This window comes from Paenibacillus sp. FSL R5-0887 (assembly GCF_038002305.1).
GTDB classification, from domain to species: Bacteria; Bacillota; Bacilli; order Paenibacillales; family Paenibacillaceae; genus Paenibacillus_AQ; species Paenibacillus_AQ odorifer.
On sequence record NZ_JBBOCE010000001.1, the window covers coordinates 168,824 to 184,904 of the forward strand.

Below are 16,081 nucleotides of genomic sequence, written 5' to 3' on the forward strand. Positions count from 1 at the left end.
AGGATGATATTGTTGAAAGCTAGGTCTATGCATCTAACTATGAAATGGAAGTTGATTTTGAGTTTTTCCGCCGTTGTTCTTTTCTTTTTGGGAGTAGCGTTTTATCAAAACCATAAAATCAGCCAAGTGGAGATTTCTATGGAAACGCAAAAAGCTGAGATGGAAAAACGAATTACCGTGTCTATAATTACGCAGCTGCTGCAGGAAATGAATGCGGTAGAATCTTCGTTAGCGGGTTCGAGTGATTTGGAATTCGTCCAACCTTTTAAGGACAAGCAAACAAAGCTGACTAAAGAGTTGGCGACGGTGAATTTTGCGGCAGATTCGCCGGCATTTAAAGAGTTAGAACAATTACATAGTCAGATTGGGGAATATACGGGATATTTTGACGAATTGGTAAAGACCATAGAAGACGAGCAGCTTGATCCCATGAGTGTGCTGGAACAAATCGATGAATTACATACGAAGGCTACAGCGTTGAGTGAAGTCATGCTAGTGACTAATGAAAAGTTGTATACGGCAGCAGCAGAAAATGCAGAAAAAGCACAGGATTATTCTTTTGATCTGCTTAATCTGACCACCTCTATAGTTGCTTACGCAGCTGTGCTAGTGTTTATTTTCACATTAGTGATTGCGGTTATGCTCATACGTTCCTTCCTCAATCCTATTCATAAACTGCAAGTGGCTCTGCGAAAAATAGCCGAAGGAGATTTGCGTCAGCAGATTAATTCACCTTACAACGATGAGTTGGGCAGTTTGAGTCATCATTTTGATCATATGGTGGAGCGGGTCCGGGAAATGCTTCAGCATACCCAGTCAGTAGCCTCTTCGCTGGCAACTTATTCGCATTCTTTTCAAGAATCTTCATCTATAACGGCGCATACGAATCAAGATATCGTAAGCACTATACAGGAAATCTCGGTAGGCGCAGAACAGCAGGCAGGACAATCTGAGCAGAGCGCTGGCCTGATTCAGGAGCTGGAACGTGAAGTGAATGAGATCACGGAGTATACCGAGGTTATGCTGGCTACCAGTCAAACGGCTAATCACAATACTCGTAAAGGATCTGAATCCGTCATCGCCCTCCGGGAGGTGTCTGAGCATTCGCGAGAATCTGTTAATAAAGTATATCTGGCTTTAACCAAACTGAGTGATCAATCAAAGGACATCTCGCGCATCACTAAATCCATAACAGATATTTCTAATCAGACCAATATCCTCTCACTTAACGCAGCAATTGAAGCAGCCCGGGCGGGTGCCTACGGAAAAGGGTTCGCTGTCATCGCTGATGAAGTAAGACAATTATCAGTGCAGACCAAAGAGTCCTCCGTACATATCAGTCAGATTATTAGCGAGCTGCAATCCGGGATGGATGAATTCCAGCAATATATGCTGGTGACCAAAGGAAATCTTGAGGAACAGGATCATAAAGTGGCCGAAACGTTGTCCTCTTTTGAAGCGATTGATCATTCTATTGTGGAGATTAGTAAACAGATTGGGCAAATTCACGACAAAGTGGATATGACTCAGACTATGAACCGTAGACTCGCGGAATCTGTTCATGCCGTCGCGGCCATCGCCGAGGAAACTGCGGCAGGGGTACAAGAGGTGAACGCCTCCAGCGTACAGCAGGATCATGCTATCCGTGATATAGCCCGTCAAGCCATTGAGATTAATGAAATTTCGCAGAATTTATTCAAAGAAATCAACATTTTTAAGATTGATTCGGATGGGGACGATGGGGTCAGATATGAAGGTGACAGGGATACAAAGCATGCTGGCAATCCAGAAGCCGGGGACACATTAGGAGACGTATTAGGAGATGATACATTAGGTGCTGGTGATCCTCCAGATGATAGCGGTACTCCAAATGATGGTGGTACACCAAATGCAGACGGTTCTAAAGAGGGGGCTTATCTGACAATCTCTGCTTAGCTCAGCGGGAAATGGCATTCGTAGCGTAAGGTGGAGTAGAGAATAGAGTAGTGAGTAGTGAGTAGTGAGTAGTGAGTAGTGAGTAGTGAGCAGAGAATAGAGAAGGGAGTAGGGAGTAGGGAGAAGGGAGTAGGGAGTAGTGAGTAGTGAGTAGTGAGTAGTGAGTAGTGAGTAGTGAGTAGGGAGTAGGGAGTAGAGAGTAGATTCTAGAGATTATAGAATAGAGTTTAGAGATGAGAGGCTAAAGTTTAGCGCTTAGTGAGGTTCTACCTGCCGTTTTGATTTTAAGTGTATTTTATACAACTAAAAAAGTTTGTATTTAGCTTGATTAGGGTTTAGTTGTATTTAGTGCAGTTATTTCGAGGCGAAATGACGATAACGGTGGTTTGGTGGGGATATAATTGCATGAAATACAACTAAAACCAGGTGGGAGTACACATACCTGAAAATAGTTGTATAGAGTGCAATTAAATCAACGTATAATTGTGTTTGGTTACATGAAGAAGCTGGCTCATTCGTGGGAGTGTCCACGAAAAGCCAGCTTTTTATCGTAGTAACATAGTTGGTAATTAGTCCTCATAAGTTTGATTTAGGGTGCTAACTAACTCTGGGAGCCAGTCGCTTAGAGTGAGAAACTTGTATCCCTCCGATTGAGCTTTAGCTGTATCCATAAACCAGGATTGTGTGATCCCGAATGGAGAATTATGCGCTTCCGCTGTTTCGCTTTGAATGACGGCTTGTTTTCCGGTCTCTTTTTCAATCAGCGAGATAAGGTCTTTAATACTAACGGTACCGTCTGAGCAAGCGTTGAGAGGACCCGTCAACGTCGAGTTGCCGAGCCAATACAGAAAATCAGCGGCTTCGTCCGAACGAATAAAACAGATATTTGCATCTGGATTCGGAATCCCGATGGGCAGTTCGTTACGTACATGTTCAATATGAAAATGGAGTCTTCGTGTATAATCGTCAGTTCCCAGAACAATAGGAAAGCGGACAGCGGCTACCGGGAACGTAGCTTGTTGGATAAGGACAGCTTCCGCAAGTCTTTTCCCCTCCTGATAGGTGAAATCCTTTCGTCCTCCATAACGAATTGGGTACGTTTCAGGATCGAATATCTCTTCCGTCAGCGCTTGCTCACTGAAATCATAGACAGATAAACTTGAAGTCAGTATGTAACGCGTGGTTTTGCCGTCAAAAATACGGCGCGCCTGATCCGCTTCATCAGGTGAAAAACAAATATTATCGTAAACCACATCCCAACTCGTATCACCTAATGCTTGAGCGAAGGCCTCCGGTTGAGACCGATCTACCTGTATCCGGTGAACGAGATCGCCAAAAGGATCGCTTGTTTCCCCGCGCGTTAATATGGTGACTTCGTTCTTAGAATCCTCAAGCAGACGCTCGACCAAACGTTTCCCAAAAAAGCGTGTGCCGCCTAAAATAAGAATCTTCCTCATCAACCTCACTCCTTGATTGCTATTAATGGTTATTAAAACGACTGTTTATTGGTTTATATAAAGCTTCTGACTCATTGTAGATAAGCGGCGGGATCAGCCAGATCAGCAGCAATGTATTGAGTTTTGAGTGATACGAATTGGACTAAAGAGAAAGAGTTAGTTTGATTGTACTTCGTGCAATAGAATTCGTATTAGAGTGGAGAAAATTTGATCCTATTGCACTCTATACAATCAATGGATGAGCAAGTGGCATTAAACTAACTTTTCACCAGAATCTATTGCAGAGAGTGCAGCAGATTCAATTTTTGCGGCCAGGACGGCGGATTCTGTTGCACAATATGCAACGTTTGAAGCTAGTTACCACAAACAGCCCAAATGTTAATTACACATTAAGCGCACTAATCACAATCATATCTGTTCGTTTTTAACGTAATGAGACACTTAGCTGCCCGAAATCCAGCTTAACGAAAAACTACGCCACCATACACATTCCTGGCGTGGTATAGTTCCAGCTGTTTGAACTGAATCCACCAGCTTGGAAGGTCTGGAAGCCTTGTAAGCTTTGGCTCGATACCGCCATTACAGGTTCCTGGCTTTCGTCCGCAAATACAAGCTCGATCAGCTCGTCAATTTCCCCATGTTCATACGCGGCTGCAAGGCGGCTCAAGACGATCTGCATGGCTGTGTCCTGTGGTAAGGAAGGACCATCGGCCTGAAGCAGCTCTTGTCTTACGAGAGGGAGGGCTTGCCGGGCTCGGTGCAGAGCGGCTTTTATTGCCCCTTCTGTGGTATCGAGAATGTCGGCAGCTTCCATTGCAGAGTGTCCCAATACATCTCGAAGCAGGAACACCGCCTGTTGCAGCGGAGACAAATGACCCTGTAGTGCTTGAAAAGCAGCTTCGATCTCAAATGAACCATACTCCGCAGAGGCCTCAGTGGGGGACTGATCCAGCTCCAACACTCGTGACAAGGTGGCTTTTCGCCGCATGATATCAATCCATGTGTTTCGGGCAATCCGAAAAAGCAATGCCTCAGGATTTGGGTGATTTGTAGAACGGGTATGATGAGTAGAATTTGTAGGAATCGTAGAATGCATTGCAGATTTTGTAGACGGTGCAGTCTTAGATGGCGTTACAGCCTTGGCAGACGTTGCAGAATTAGCAGACGTTGCAGTCTTAGATGGCGTTACAGCCTTTGCAGCCGTAGAAACCATATAGTTCATTTGATTAGTTTGATTAGTTTCAAGTTTTTGATTAGCTCCATTAGCTCCGTTAGCTCCGTTAGCTTTATCATTTTCAATGGTTTCTTTATTTTGTTTAACTTCATTCATTGGACTGTTCCCATTATTTGCGCTCGTTGAGTCCGAAGTCTTCATATAACCTAGGGCCTTGACCCATGTATCCTGAGCTAAATCATCGGCATCCCACGGGGATTGTGTCAATGCAAGACAATATCGCTTCAGAGCTATCTGCAAAGACCTGGTGTTACTTTCATCCGGCGCATCTCCGGTGCTAAGCTTCTCAAGGATGATCACTCTGCATAACTCCTTTTCCAGTAAGGTGATTTCGATTACTTCTAATAATAAACGAATGAGTAGGAAATTAAGATACGCAATTTTAAAAAATAAAAATTCTCACGCCTAACGTATCCTATCCCCATACTAATCCGTTTACAGGGTAGATTTCAAAACTCTAAAACAGATGGAGGTCGAATACGGATGGCGTACGTTCCTTATGTAGTCGAACAAACGAATCAAGGTGAAAGATCTTACGATATTTATTCGCGGCTGTTGAAGGACCGGATAGTGTTCGTAGGTGCGGAAATTGAGGATCAGCTGGCTAACAGTATTGTTGCCCAGTTATTGTTTTTATCAGCAGAAGATCCGGATAAAGATATACACATGTATATTAATTGTCCAGGTGGCTCTATCACCGCAGGCTTCAGTATTTATGACACGATGCAGCTTATTAAACCGCCGGTGAATACCATTTGTACAGGAATGGCGGCTTCCTTTGGTTCTTTGTTGTTATTGGCTGGGGCCAAAGGGAAACGTTATGCCTTGCCGAATAGCGAGATTATGATTCATCAGCCGCATGGTGGGGCGCAGGGGCAAGCTAGTGACATTGCGATCAGTGCCAAACGTATTTTGAAGGCAAGGGAAGTGCTTGTGCAAATTACAGCGGACCGAACTGGGCAGACGGTAGAGAAGGTACTGCAAGATATGGATCGAGATTATTTCATGTCAGCCGATGAGGCGGTTGAATACGGAATTATCGATAAGGTCATCACAAATCTCTAAGACGAAGGAGTGAAGAAGGCTATGCTGGAGGTTTTGCAGGGAAAAGAGGTAACAATCTATTTTGTGGATGGCTCCAACGCTACAAAAGGAGTGCTGGAAACGGTAAGTGAAAATTTCGTCAAATACCGGACGGATTTTGAAGAGTTTTATATTCCAATCAGCTCGATCTGTTCCATCTCTCTAGATACCAAAACGCGTGAACGAGCCAAAGTAGGATTCACACAATAACATCAACAACATCATCTGTATAAAAAAGGGTTAGGAGCTCCACAGCTCCTAACCCGTACTTTCCCGAATAGCCAAATAATGAGCCACATTTGCATGATGCGGCACAACGGTCTCCCCTTTAATCAGCTTGATTAAGGTTCGGGTGGCGGTCATCCCAATCTCCGTTCCAGAGTATTCAACCGAGGAAAGCTTAGGTCGAACGATAGAGGCAATGAAGCTGTTATCAAATCCGAACACGGCGACATCAGCTGGCACCCGTAGACCGTTATCGGTTAAATGATTCATGGCTCCAACTGCCATCCAATCTGTAGAGCAAAAAACCGCAGTAGGTAACTCCCCGCTATCCATAATTCGGCGCATGGCGTCGCTACCATCTTCGACGGCCATCGCACTTTCTACTACCCATTCTTTTCTTAAGGTTATGCCTGCATCCATAAGGGCTTGTAGATAGCCTTTATACCGATCCCCGCCCACCGCATTATCTCCCGAGCCGCGAATCATAGCGATTTTGCGATGACCTTTTTGAATCAGATAAGTAACAGCTTCATAAGAGGCAGTTATATTGTCCAGATGAACGGAAGGAATCGTATCCACCTGCGATTGTTGCCCGACAAGCACGCAAGGTGTATTTGAGCTGCGGATGATCTCCAAATGTTCATGGTTTGGAATAGAACCCACAAATATATTTCCTTCTGTCCCCATCCGCTGGAACATCTTCAAATAATGTTGTTCACTTTCTGCACTGCCGTCCGTTAATCCGACCATAATGTCGTATCCATACAAATCCGCGAGATCGCGAATGCCAACATTGAAGTCATCCAGTACAGTGTTGCTATTCTGCGGAATGATCACACCGATCAGCTGTGTATTAGCTTTGTCCGTTTCAAGGCCGATGACATTCGAACGGTAGTTGGTTTGTTTAATAGCTTCCAGTACTCGTTTACGGACATCATCGTTAACTGGTTTGCTGTTATTGATTACCCTGGACACCGTAGAGATCGAAACGTTCGCCAATTGGGCTATATCTTTTATCTTTACCTTCAAGAAGATCACCATAACTTTCCATATGATTCACTTGGTGTTTCAACTCTCGCAAGCATATCACGGATAGCTTCAAGAATCCAAAAGATTGTTGTTGACCTAGGAAATAAAAGGTCCTATAATGATCGCTGAAGGAAAATTATTTCCTTGAAAAAAGCTTGTTTTGAACGATAAAGTTGAATTTTTGCTAAAAACAATAACTGAATTATTAATTCTAATGAATTTCGGGAAAATATTTTCCTGTGAAGGGTATATGAATACGAAGGAGCTGCATGCATTGAACAGAACATGGTGGAAAGAAGCCACAGCGTATCAAATTTACCCACGGAGCTTTATGGACAGCAATGGTGATGGTGTAGGCGATCTGCAGGGAGTCATTTCTAAACTTGATTATTTGCAGGAGCTTGGCATCAATGTCATTTGGATCTGTCCTATTTATAAATCCCCAAATGATGATAATGGTTATGATATTTCGGATTATCAGGATATTATGGCGGAGTTCGGCAGCATGGCCGACTTTGATCAGCTGCTGCACGAGGTTCATGCACGAGGCATGAAGCTGATTCTGGATCTAGTGATTAATCATACTTCGGACGAACATCCATGGTTTGTTGAAGCACGTTCAAGCAAGGATAATCCGAAGCGGGATTATTATATTTGGAGTGATCCCAAGGACGGGAAGGAGCCGAATAACTGGGAGAGTATTTTCAGCGGTTCGATTTGGGAGCTTGATCCCGCCACAGAGCAATATTTTATGCATGTATTTTCCAAAAGACAGCCAGACCTCAACTGGGAGAATCCTGAGGTGCGCCGTGAATTGTATAGCATGGTCAACTGGTGGCTGGACAAAGGAATCGACGGATTCCGGGTGGATGCCATTTCACATATTAAAAAAATCACCGGACATCCCGATCTGCCGAATCCACAGAATCTTCCGTATGTTCCGTCTGGCGATGGGCACATGAACCGTGAAGGGATTCACGATTTCTTGCAGGAGCTCAAGCAGGAGACGTTTGACCGATATGACATCATGACGGTTGGCGAAGCGAGTGGTGTAAATGTTGATCAGGCGGAGTCGTGGGTGGGTGAAGAGCAAGGCAAATTTAATATGATTTTTCAATTCGAGCATTTAGCTCTTTGGAATAAGAGTGTGACAGGTGGATTGGATGTTCTGCAGCTAAAATCAGCGCTCTCCCGTTGGCAAAAAGGTCTTGAGGGCAGAGGCTGGAACGCATTGTTCATCGAAAATCACGACCAGCCGCGTTCAGTTTCTACTTGGGGAAATGATGGCCAGTATTGGAAAGAGTCAGCTAAATCGTTGGCTACGATGTATTTCCTGATGCAGGGAACGCCATTTATTTATCAAGGTCAAGAAATTGGGATGACCAATGTAAGATTTGAATCAATGGATGATTACGATGATGTGGCGATGAAGAACTTGTATCGTTTGGAGACTGAAGCCGGTAAATCACATGAGGAAGTCATGGAGGTAATCTGGAAGAACGGTCGGGACAACTCTAGAACACCAATGCAATGGAGCGACTCTGAAAACGCTGGTTTCAGCAGTGGCAAGCCATGGATGAAGGTGAATCCGAATTATACGGAAATCAATGTGGAGCGGGCGAAGCAGGACCCTTATTCCATCTATCATCATTACAAAAGGCTTATCGCTCTTCGGGCTGCTAATCCCGTTACTGTTTACGGGACTTATGATCTCATTTTGCCTGAAGATGAACGTATTTATGCTTATACGCGGACGCTTGGAAATGAAAAACTGCTGGTCATGTCTAACCTGACAGCAGAGGAAGCGCTGTTTGACCTTCCATTTGATTTGGAGTTTGATACTAGTGAATTGCTCTTGCATAACTATGAGGTTGATCCTGCGGAGCCGATTGAGACTGTCGCATTACGGCCTTACGAGTCCCGTGTGTATATGCTGGTTAACGCACCTGTAGAGCAAGAGGGTAGCAGTGAACTTGTACCTGCACAAGAGTTAAGTGAAGCTTCTTTTCCAGAAACCGTTTAATATATTCATTGTAATTCAAAGCGTCCGGTTATCCGGGCGCTTTTTTTGTTGCGGTAGTGTAGCACTCTTGCACAAAATGAATGCGCTTACTTAGGCGAGTCGTATAAAAATATTATTTTTTCTATTATTTTTGTTCCCAAAATTAATAGAATACTATATTATGTTATGAATACAGATTCATATAAGTGTATATTCATTCAATTTGGGGTGAAAGTAGACAAAATTATAGGAGGTAAAAAATGTCCAAGAGAATACTATCTTTATTACTAGCTTTTACACTTATGATGTCGGGTCTGCTTCCAGCTGCATATGCAGGTGAAGTTGCAACCGAAATTAACCCGCAGGCAGTTGTTGCTCCGGTTTCTACGGAGAACACAGCTGATCCAGCGGTGCTTTCTTCAGAACAAACTACGGTAGCGACTGCTGTCTATGAACAAATAGCGGCGACAGTTTCCACAGAAGTATACAAAGCTTCTATGACGGAAGCTAGAACATTAGAATTGACTTTAGATCTTCCTGATGGGGCATCGCCTCAAGATATCATCTGGAATTTTGGCAGAACGGCGGAAGAGATGAAGCCGCTGGCAGAGTGGAAGAAATGGAATAAAGATGCGAAAGATTATTCAGGTAATCCTTTCGTAACAGTGACCTATGAGCCGATCTCAGGTTCAAAAGTAAAGGCTTTAATTCATTTTGATTTGCTGTACGGAGAGAATCTCTCACTAACGGGTATACGTGCAGAGTACGTCAAACGAGTGGGAATTTATAATCTAATCGGGACATTACCTGCTGGAGATGTGCTGGTAGAGCAGCAAGTCAAACTAAATCCATATGAAACCTATCATACATATGATGAGATTAAACCGGCGATCGATAGGATTACTGCTGACAGCAATAATAAATATGATCGATATGTAGAGTATCAGCAAATTGGGACCTCAACTCAAGGTCGTGCCATTCATTTCTCTATTGTTGCTAAGGATAAGTCCTCAGTAGATCAATATTTGAACGAGACCTTACCGCTTATGATGAATGATCCTGAAGCCCTGCAAAAGAAAATTAACGACGGGGAACTGCAGGATTATAAGGTACCTATCTGGTTGAATAACATTCATGCCGATGAAGCCAATGGTGTCGATGTAATCATTAAGTTTTTGGATACGCTGATGACACAGCAAATTGTCACCTATGATACCACTGATGAGAATGGAAATCCGAAAAAGGTAGTTCTGAACATCGACGAAGCGCTTGACCATGTGATTTTCCTGCTTGATTATGTAGAGAATCCTGACGGTCGCGCGTTAAACACGCGTCAAACTTCAACGCTGCTTGATCCAAATCGGGACAACTCTTACCAGACCCAGCCTGAGACACAAGCGGTAACTGCACAAATTGCTAAGTGGACGCCGCTTACCTTTTTGGACATGCATGGATTTGTAAGTGGCTTCTTGATTGAGCCTTGCACACCACCTCATGATCCTAACATTGAATATGATCTTGTAATGCCAAGTATGCTTGAGCAAGCAAATGCCATGGGGAAGGCGGGAATTGCTAATACTAAATATGATTCCTACCATATCCCTTATGAAGAATACGAAAAAACACAACAGGATCCGAACTATAAAGGAACGAATGCAACAGGTTGGGATGATGCTTCACCAGCCTACACAGCTGTATATGCCATGCATCAAGGAGCACTTGGGCATACGATTGAAGTGCCTGAATTGAATGAAGATTCACTGGATGCCTTTTATTATGCGGCTTTGGGGGCAACCGATTATGTGATCAACAACAAGCAGGAACTGTTCCTGAATCAATTGGAAATCTTCAAACGGGGTATCCAAAATGAGAATACTAATGCTGCTGTTAAAGATTATCTAATCAATGCACAGAATGAGTCCATTGGACGTCCAGGGGTAGATGAGAATACGAATTTCTTCCCTGAGTATTACATTCTTCCGGTTGCAAAAGATTTGCAAAAAAATGATCTGGAAACCTACAAAATGGTTCAGTACCTACTGCGTAACAATGTGAAAGTAGAACGGACAACAGCCAGTGTAACTGTAGATTCTGTAGTCTATCCGGCTGGAACCTATGTGGTGAATATGCATCAAGCCAAAAGAGGTTATGCGAATCTTGTCTTGTATGATGGACTAGATGTCTCGGATTTTAATGAGATGTATTCAGATACGGTACAGAATTTCTCGGCTATGCGTGGTTTTGACCGATATATTAGCCGTTCTGTTGGAGCATTCACTGGGAAAACAGAACAGGTTAGCAGTGTAACGATCCCTAGTACGAATCTGGATCAATCTCCGTTCGAGCAAAATTATGTGATTAAAAACAGCAACAATGATGCGATAAAAGCTGTGAATGAGCTGCTAGCCAACCATAAGGCAGTGACACTGCTGGAGAATGGGGGGACGGGTTACGAGAAGGGAAGTTTCCTTGTTTCCAGATCCAACCTTAGAACGGTATCGTCTAAATATCTGCTGGATATTGTGCCGTTTAGTGCTTCAGAGAACAGAACGGGTAAATTGCTTAAGGCTCCTAAGGTAGCTATTGCAGGAGCGACTGCATTTATGCTGAAGGATCTTGGATTTAACGTAACTACGGATACAGTGGCAGCAGATGTTCTAATCAATTCGGGAACGAATCTGATTGCTACAGGTAAACCATTTATCGGTTATGGAAGAACGATGCTGAAAACTGTTAAAGGGCTTAAGGTCCTCCCTGGGCTGGACTATTCAACTCCGGTCAATAAGGATGGCAAAGAAGATGCTCATGAGGGATTGTTTAAGGCTGAGGTCTCTCAGGACAATGTAATTACAGCGCCTTATGCCGATAGCGAATACCTCTACACGGTTTCCGCGGCTTATATTACAAAAGTGCCTGAAGGCGCAGAGATCTTGGCGAAATACGGATCAGGAGCTGACTTTTTCAAAGCAGGCTGGTGGCCGAATAACGAGGCTGCACAAGACCAAGTATTGGCGCTTACTTACAATACAGACAACATTCATGTGACGTTATTTGCGAATGATCTGATGAATAAATATCATCCGCAAAATCAATTCAGATTGCTTGCCAATTCAATCTATGCTGCTGCTCCAGCGGCGACTGAAGAGGATGGTATGGATAACGGGGTGAATGAACAAGAGCCAACGACACCTTCGACACCGTGGCAGCCATCTGTAACATCAACACCTGCACCGACCGTGCAGCCGTCTGCAACACCAACGCCAGCTCCAACTCAAACTGTGCAGCCGTCTGCGACACCAGCCCCAATAGGTTCTAACTTCACGGATCTAGGTAAGGTGGCGTGGGCAGCATCGGCGATTAAAGAGCTGGCGGCAAAAGGGATTCTGCAAGGGGTGAGCGATAATACCTTTGCTCCGCTTAAAGAGGTGACGCGTGCCGAGTTTATTACCATGATCGTGCGAGCTTTTGATCTGCTTGATGTGAAATCATCCGCTGCCTTCAGTGACGTGAAAGCTTCTGACTGGTCTTACGGATACATTGCATCCGGGGTCAAGAACGGATTGATTAACGGTGTAGGCAATGGAAAGTTTGATCCTAACCGTGCGATTACACGCGAGGAAATGGCAATCATTGTATCCAATGCACTTAAGAAATTTAAAGGCAAGTCGGTAAGTGATACAAATGCCGCTCTGGCTAACTTTAAAGATCAGGCAACAATCGCTGCTTATGGTAAAGAAGCGGTGGCATTACTAACACAGGAAGGCATTGTGCAAGGTCTGACTGCGGATACCTTCGGTCCTAAAAAAATTGCCAACCGTGCTCAAGCAGCAGTGATTATCGATAGGATGTTGAAGCTTAATTAAGTTTTAGATTCTTATAAAAAAAACAAAAATGCCCCTCAGCTATTTGGCTGAGGGGCATTTTTTTATAGTTACTTTGCATCATCCGTAGAGGGTAAATCCGGCAGTTGTTGAATGTAGCTGTTTGACATATTTAGAAGCCGCTGAACGGCGTCAAATTGTTCTTTTGTCGAACCGCCCTCTGTTTCTGAGCCATCGATTAGATTAAAGTTGTCTCCATCGTCGTAATCGACACCAGTTAAATACATGCTTGTGTCATTAATGAAAGAGCCGGTAGGCAAAAAGTGTCTGACAGGCAGCATGTTGGTCTGTTGGTTCATCAGGTCTTCTCCGAAGTGGAGCTGGTCTTTCATTGAAATCCCTAACAGGTTAGCTACAGTTGGCATAATGTCGATTTGACCGCCAGTTTGGCTGTACACGGCAGGTTCACCTACACCAGGGGCATGAACGATGAAAGGAACATTGAACATATCGGTATAACCATATTCGTGGCCGACCATTTCTTCCATTAACGATTTCTCGTTGCCATCAAGGGAATATAGCGATACACCCTGATGGTCACCGTAAAAGACAATGACGCTATCATCCCATAGACCACTGGACTTTAATTGATCCAGGAATTGTCCCATTGCATAATCTGCGTAATTTTGAGCTAGAATATAGTTGCCAACTAGGGTGCCTTCATACCGTTTAGGCAGTGTCATTTTATTTTTTAACTCTGGCATTTTATAAGGGTGATGAGCACTCATAGAAATGACCATCGCGTAAAAAGGATCATCTTTAGCATCCATTTTTACTAATTCTGGAACAGTCTTGGCATAGAGTACCTCATCTGAAGCACCGAATGCGATATGATCATCATCCCCATAGAACGCTTGATCATAATACTTATCAAAGTCTAGAACTTTGTATAGGGTTTTGCGGTTCCAGAATTCTACGCTATTGGTGTGAAAGGTTGCTGTGTTATATCCATTAGCTTTCATTAACTTAGGCAGGCTCGGAAGCGCCTTATCCATATAATTGGATGAAGTGGCTACTTCGTGGTGAGGAACGTACAACGAAGTATTCACTACAAATTCAGCATCCGAAGTTGTTCCTTGCCCGGCATTAGTATAGAAGTTATTGAAATAATGTTCGCTTTTCAAAAGCTTATTTAGATTGGGTGTTACTTCCTGCCCGTCAATGCTCAGGCCCAGCAAAAAGTTCTGAAAAGATTCCATTTGTACCACGATTAGATTCTTACCTTGAGCTGCCGCCCAGTACTTCGGTGAGACAGGCTCTGTAATCCCTTTGGTCTCGTTAATGGATGGTTGCGTGATTTCTTTGCTGTCGATTATTTCTTCTGTTTCCCTTGTATCGGCAAAAATAGTATAGACCTCGTAATTAAGAATCCCCATACTCTCCGCTTTTTTGTTCTCGTTCATACTGGCATGATTTGGCCAAACATTAAAGACACAGACCGCCAAAGAAACACTGATGATTCCAAACAAAGCAGTCCGGTTCATGCGGCGGTTCATACCTCTTTCTTTCCAGATCGCAATATATTTCGGACGGAACATAAAAAACATGAAAACTACAATATCCACAAAAATGAACAAGTAGTAAGGGTCCAGCAATGAGTATGTGCTTTCTCCCACCTTAGTTACTTTATCTGCTTGTTCTAAGGCATGATAAGTAGCAATTACACCGTAATATTTGTAATACATTAGCACGGCAAAATATATGACTGAAATCAATAGGTTGGCTATCATGTAATACAGAAACTTTCGTTTGGAAGCCATCCATTCTATGAGTCCAAATACGATAAAGAAAAATGGGATCTCTGTCAGCAGCATGCTCCAGTTAGGACCGTCGCTAAAAACTACGAACCAGGCCACTGCGCATTTTAGCAGCAGGACGAAGCTAAAGACTAGGAAGGGTTTATTTTTTATATCAAAATCTTTTTTCACTCGTTATCATCCTCTCTGATGCAATTACACCAAGGTCCTGCATATACCTGTATTTCATGGAAATCCGTTGCAATATGCCGAAGCTTATTATGCTCTCGAAGTTAACAAGTGTCAAAAGGTGGACGAGAGCCCTAGAGCGAAGCAACAGGCGATTTATGCCGCATAAGCAGGTAAAATCAACGCCAATCCCAAACTACAGGGTCCTATGCGTATAAAATGATTTTAATAATTTCCAGTATCCCGCAACTTTGTATAATATTCCTCAGTCTAAATATAGAGGAGTGATTAGAGAGGCGGGAATCAGATGACTAAGCGGCAGTTTGTAACGATGGTAACGATTTGTTTTTTTGTACTCTTAAACTCTGGATGTAATCAAGGGGAGAACTCCATAGGTGTGGAACCTGCTGCCTCTATAGCTTCAACGTCTGTACCACAGGTAACGCCGACATCTGCTCAAGTAACTATGATTCCCGAAGACTTTTTGCAAACACTGGATTATAAAGTTCAGAGCCATCCGGAGGTATTTGCAGTTGAGGTACCGCAGAACTGGGAGGTTAAGTTGGGGGAGTATCCAGTGGGACTTTACTGGCAATTAGCGAATGAGTTCTCTAAAGATGCAGGATTGGATTTGACACTGCTGAAGGGGACCACGGTAGAGGTGCAGCGGTATTCCTTAGTCGATGGTTTACCTGGTTCTGGCGAACAAAAAGAATTTTCTTATCCCTCCAACCTCGTTTTGCTTGTGCAATCAGGGAATACCGTTGGTGCGTGGCTGGAATTTAATATTCAAAGTATCGGCCCGTCGATTAAGAAGCGTAGCTTGACCGACATTACAGGACTTACATTTGAGGAGTGGACGGAGAGAGAAGGTTTGTTTGCTGAGGAAGGTGAGAATGGTGACTTAGCCTCATTAGGCCATTTCGAGCTGCTGGATGCTTTCTTTCAGGCTATTCAGGATGGTAATCATACCCGTGCCCGCGCATGTTTGAATCCTAATGCCTTACTCACTGCATTGACGGTTAACCGTCAAACGCATCAACTCTATAACCCGGATTTTGGTGGTGAAAATGCTCTCAGTGAAAGTATTGTTGAGGCTAAGCCTACCTCTTATAAAGTGATGGATTATGATACTGGCTTAGAAATTAAAGACATCGGTGATCGCACAACGTTAAATATTGTGGTCGATCTGTATATGAAATCACTAAATCCCGTCTTCAATACCCCAGATGGCCGGGAGATTCGCTTCGCAGTGTTGAACAAACACGCTAACGGCTGGAAGATTGGAGGTTTTGGAACGGGACCGTGAG

At 43.6% G+C, this 16,081-nt stretch carries 10 protein-coding genes; 6 read left to right on the forward strand and 4 right to left on the reverse strand.

The window, feature by feature from the left end; genetic code table 11:
• Positions 1-138 precede the first annotated feature (138 nt).
• Positions 139-1,935: a methyl-accepting chemotaxis protein gene (locus MKY14_RS00720; protein ID WP_175623543.1), complete on the forward strand. Its 1,797-nt coding sequence runs from the start codon at positions 139-141 to the stop codon at positions 1,933-1,935.
• A gap of 569 nt (positions 1,936-2,504) precedes the next feature.
• On the opposite strand, the gene MKY14_RS00725 is transcribed toward MKY14_RS00720, so the two are convergent.
• Both MKY14_RS00725 and MKY14_RS00730 read right to left on the reverse strand, forming a co-directional pair.
• Positions 2,505-3,392, reverse strand: coding sequence for an NAD-dependent epimerase/dehydratase family protein (locus tag MKY14_RS00725; RefSeq protein ID WP_340975527.1), 888 nt, complete (start codon positions 3,390-3,392; stop codon positions 2,505-2,507).
• A gap of 472 nt (positions 3,393-3,864) precedes the next feature.
• On the reverse strand, positions 3,865-4,926 hold the full coding sequence (locus MKY14_RS00730; protein ID WP_445668016.1) for a sigma factor-like helix-turn-helix DNA-binding protein: 1,062 nt from the start codon (positions 4,924-4,926) through the stop codon (positions 3,865-3,867).
• A gap of 183 nt (positions 4,927-5,109) precedes the next feature.
• Between MKY14_RS00730 and clpP the strand changes: the two genes are divergently transcribed.
• Both clpP and MKY14_RS00745 read left to right on the forward strand, forming a co-directional pair.
• Positions 5,110-5,691: an ATP-dependent Clp endopeptidase proteolytic subunit ClpP gene (gene clpP / locus MKY14_RS00740; protein ID WP_036679301.1), complete on the forward strand. Its 582-nt coding sequence runs from the start codon at positions 5,110-5,112 to the stop codon at positions 5,689-5,691.
• Positions 5,692-5,712: 21 nt separating this feature from the next.
• Positions 5,713-5,919, forward strand: a complete 207-nt coding sequence (locus tag MKY14_RS00745) for a hypothetical protein (RefSeq protein WP_036679303.1) — start codon at positions 5,713-5,715, stop codon at positions 5,917-5,919.
• A 48-nt stretch (positions 5,920-5,967) separates the two neighbouring features.
• Here MKY14_RS00745 and MKY14_RS00750 read toward each other — a convergent pair whose 3' ends face one another.
• On the reverse strand, positions 5,968-6,963 hold the full coding sequence (locus tag MKY14_RS00750; RefSeq protein ID WP_256717185.1) for a LacI family DNA-binding transcriptional regulator: 996 nt from the start codon (positions 6,961-6,963) through the stop codon (positions 5,968-5,970).
• Positions 6,964-7,237: 274 nt separating this feature from the next.
• Between MKY14_RS00750 and MKY14_RS00755 the strand changes: the two genes are divergently transcribed.
• Together MKY14_RS00755 and MKY14_RS00760 are read left to right on the forward strand one after the other, a co-directional pair.
• On the forward strand, positions 7,238-8,986 hold the full coding sequence (locus tag MKY14_RS00755; RefSeq protein ID WP_340975531.1) for a glycoside hydrolase family 13 protein: 1,749 nt from the start codon (positions 7,238-7,240) through the stop codon (positions 8,984-8,986).
• Between the two features lie 239 nt (positions 8,987-9,225).
• Positions 9,226-12,828, forward strand: coding sequence for an S-layer homology domain-containing protein (locus tag MKY14_RS00760; RefSeq protein ID WP_340975532.1), 3,603 nt, complete (start codon positions 9,226-9,228; stop codon positions 12,826-12,828).
• A gap of 68 nt (positions 12,829-12,896) precedes the next feature.
• Here the strand turns inward: MKY14_RS00760 and MKY14_RS00765 are convergent, their stop codons facing one another.
• Entirely contained in the window at positions 12,897-14,774 is a 1,878-nt protein-coding gene (locus MKY14_RS00765; protein ID WP_076220704.1) for an LTA synthase family protein, read from the reverse strand.
• A 304-nt stretch (positions 14,775-15,078) separates the two neighbouring features.
• On the opposite strand from MKY14_RS00765, the gene MKY14_RS00770 reads away from it, so the two are divergent.
• Positions 15,079-16,080, forward strand: a complete 1,002-nt coding sequence (locus MKY14_RS00770) for a DUF4830 domain-containing protein (RefSeq protein WP_340012277.1) — start codon at positions 15,079-15,081, stop codon at positions 16,078-16,080.
• Position 16,081 lies beyond the last annotated feature (1 nt).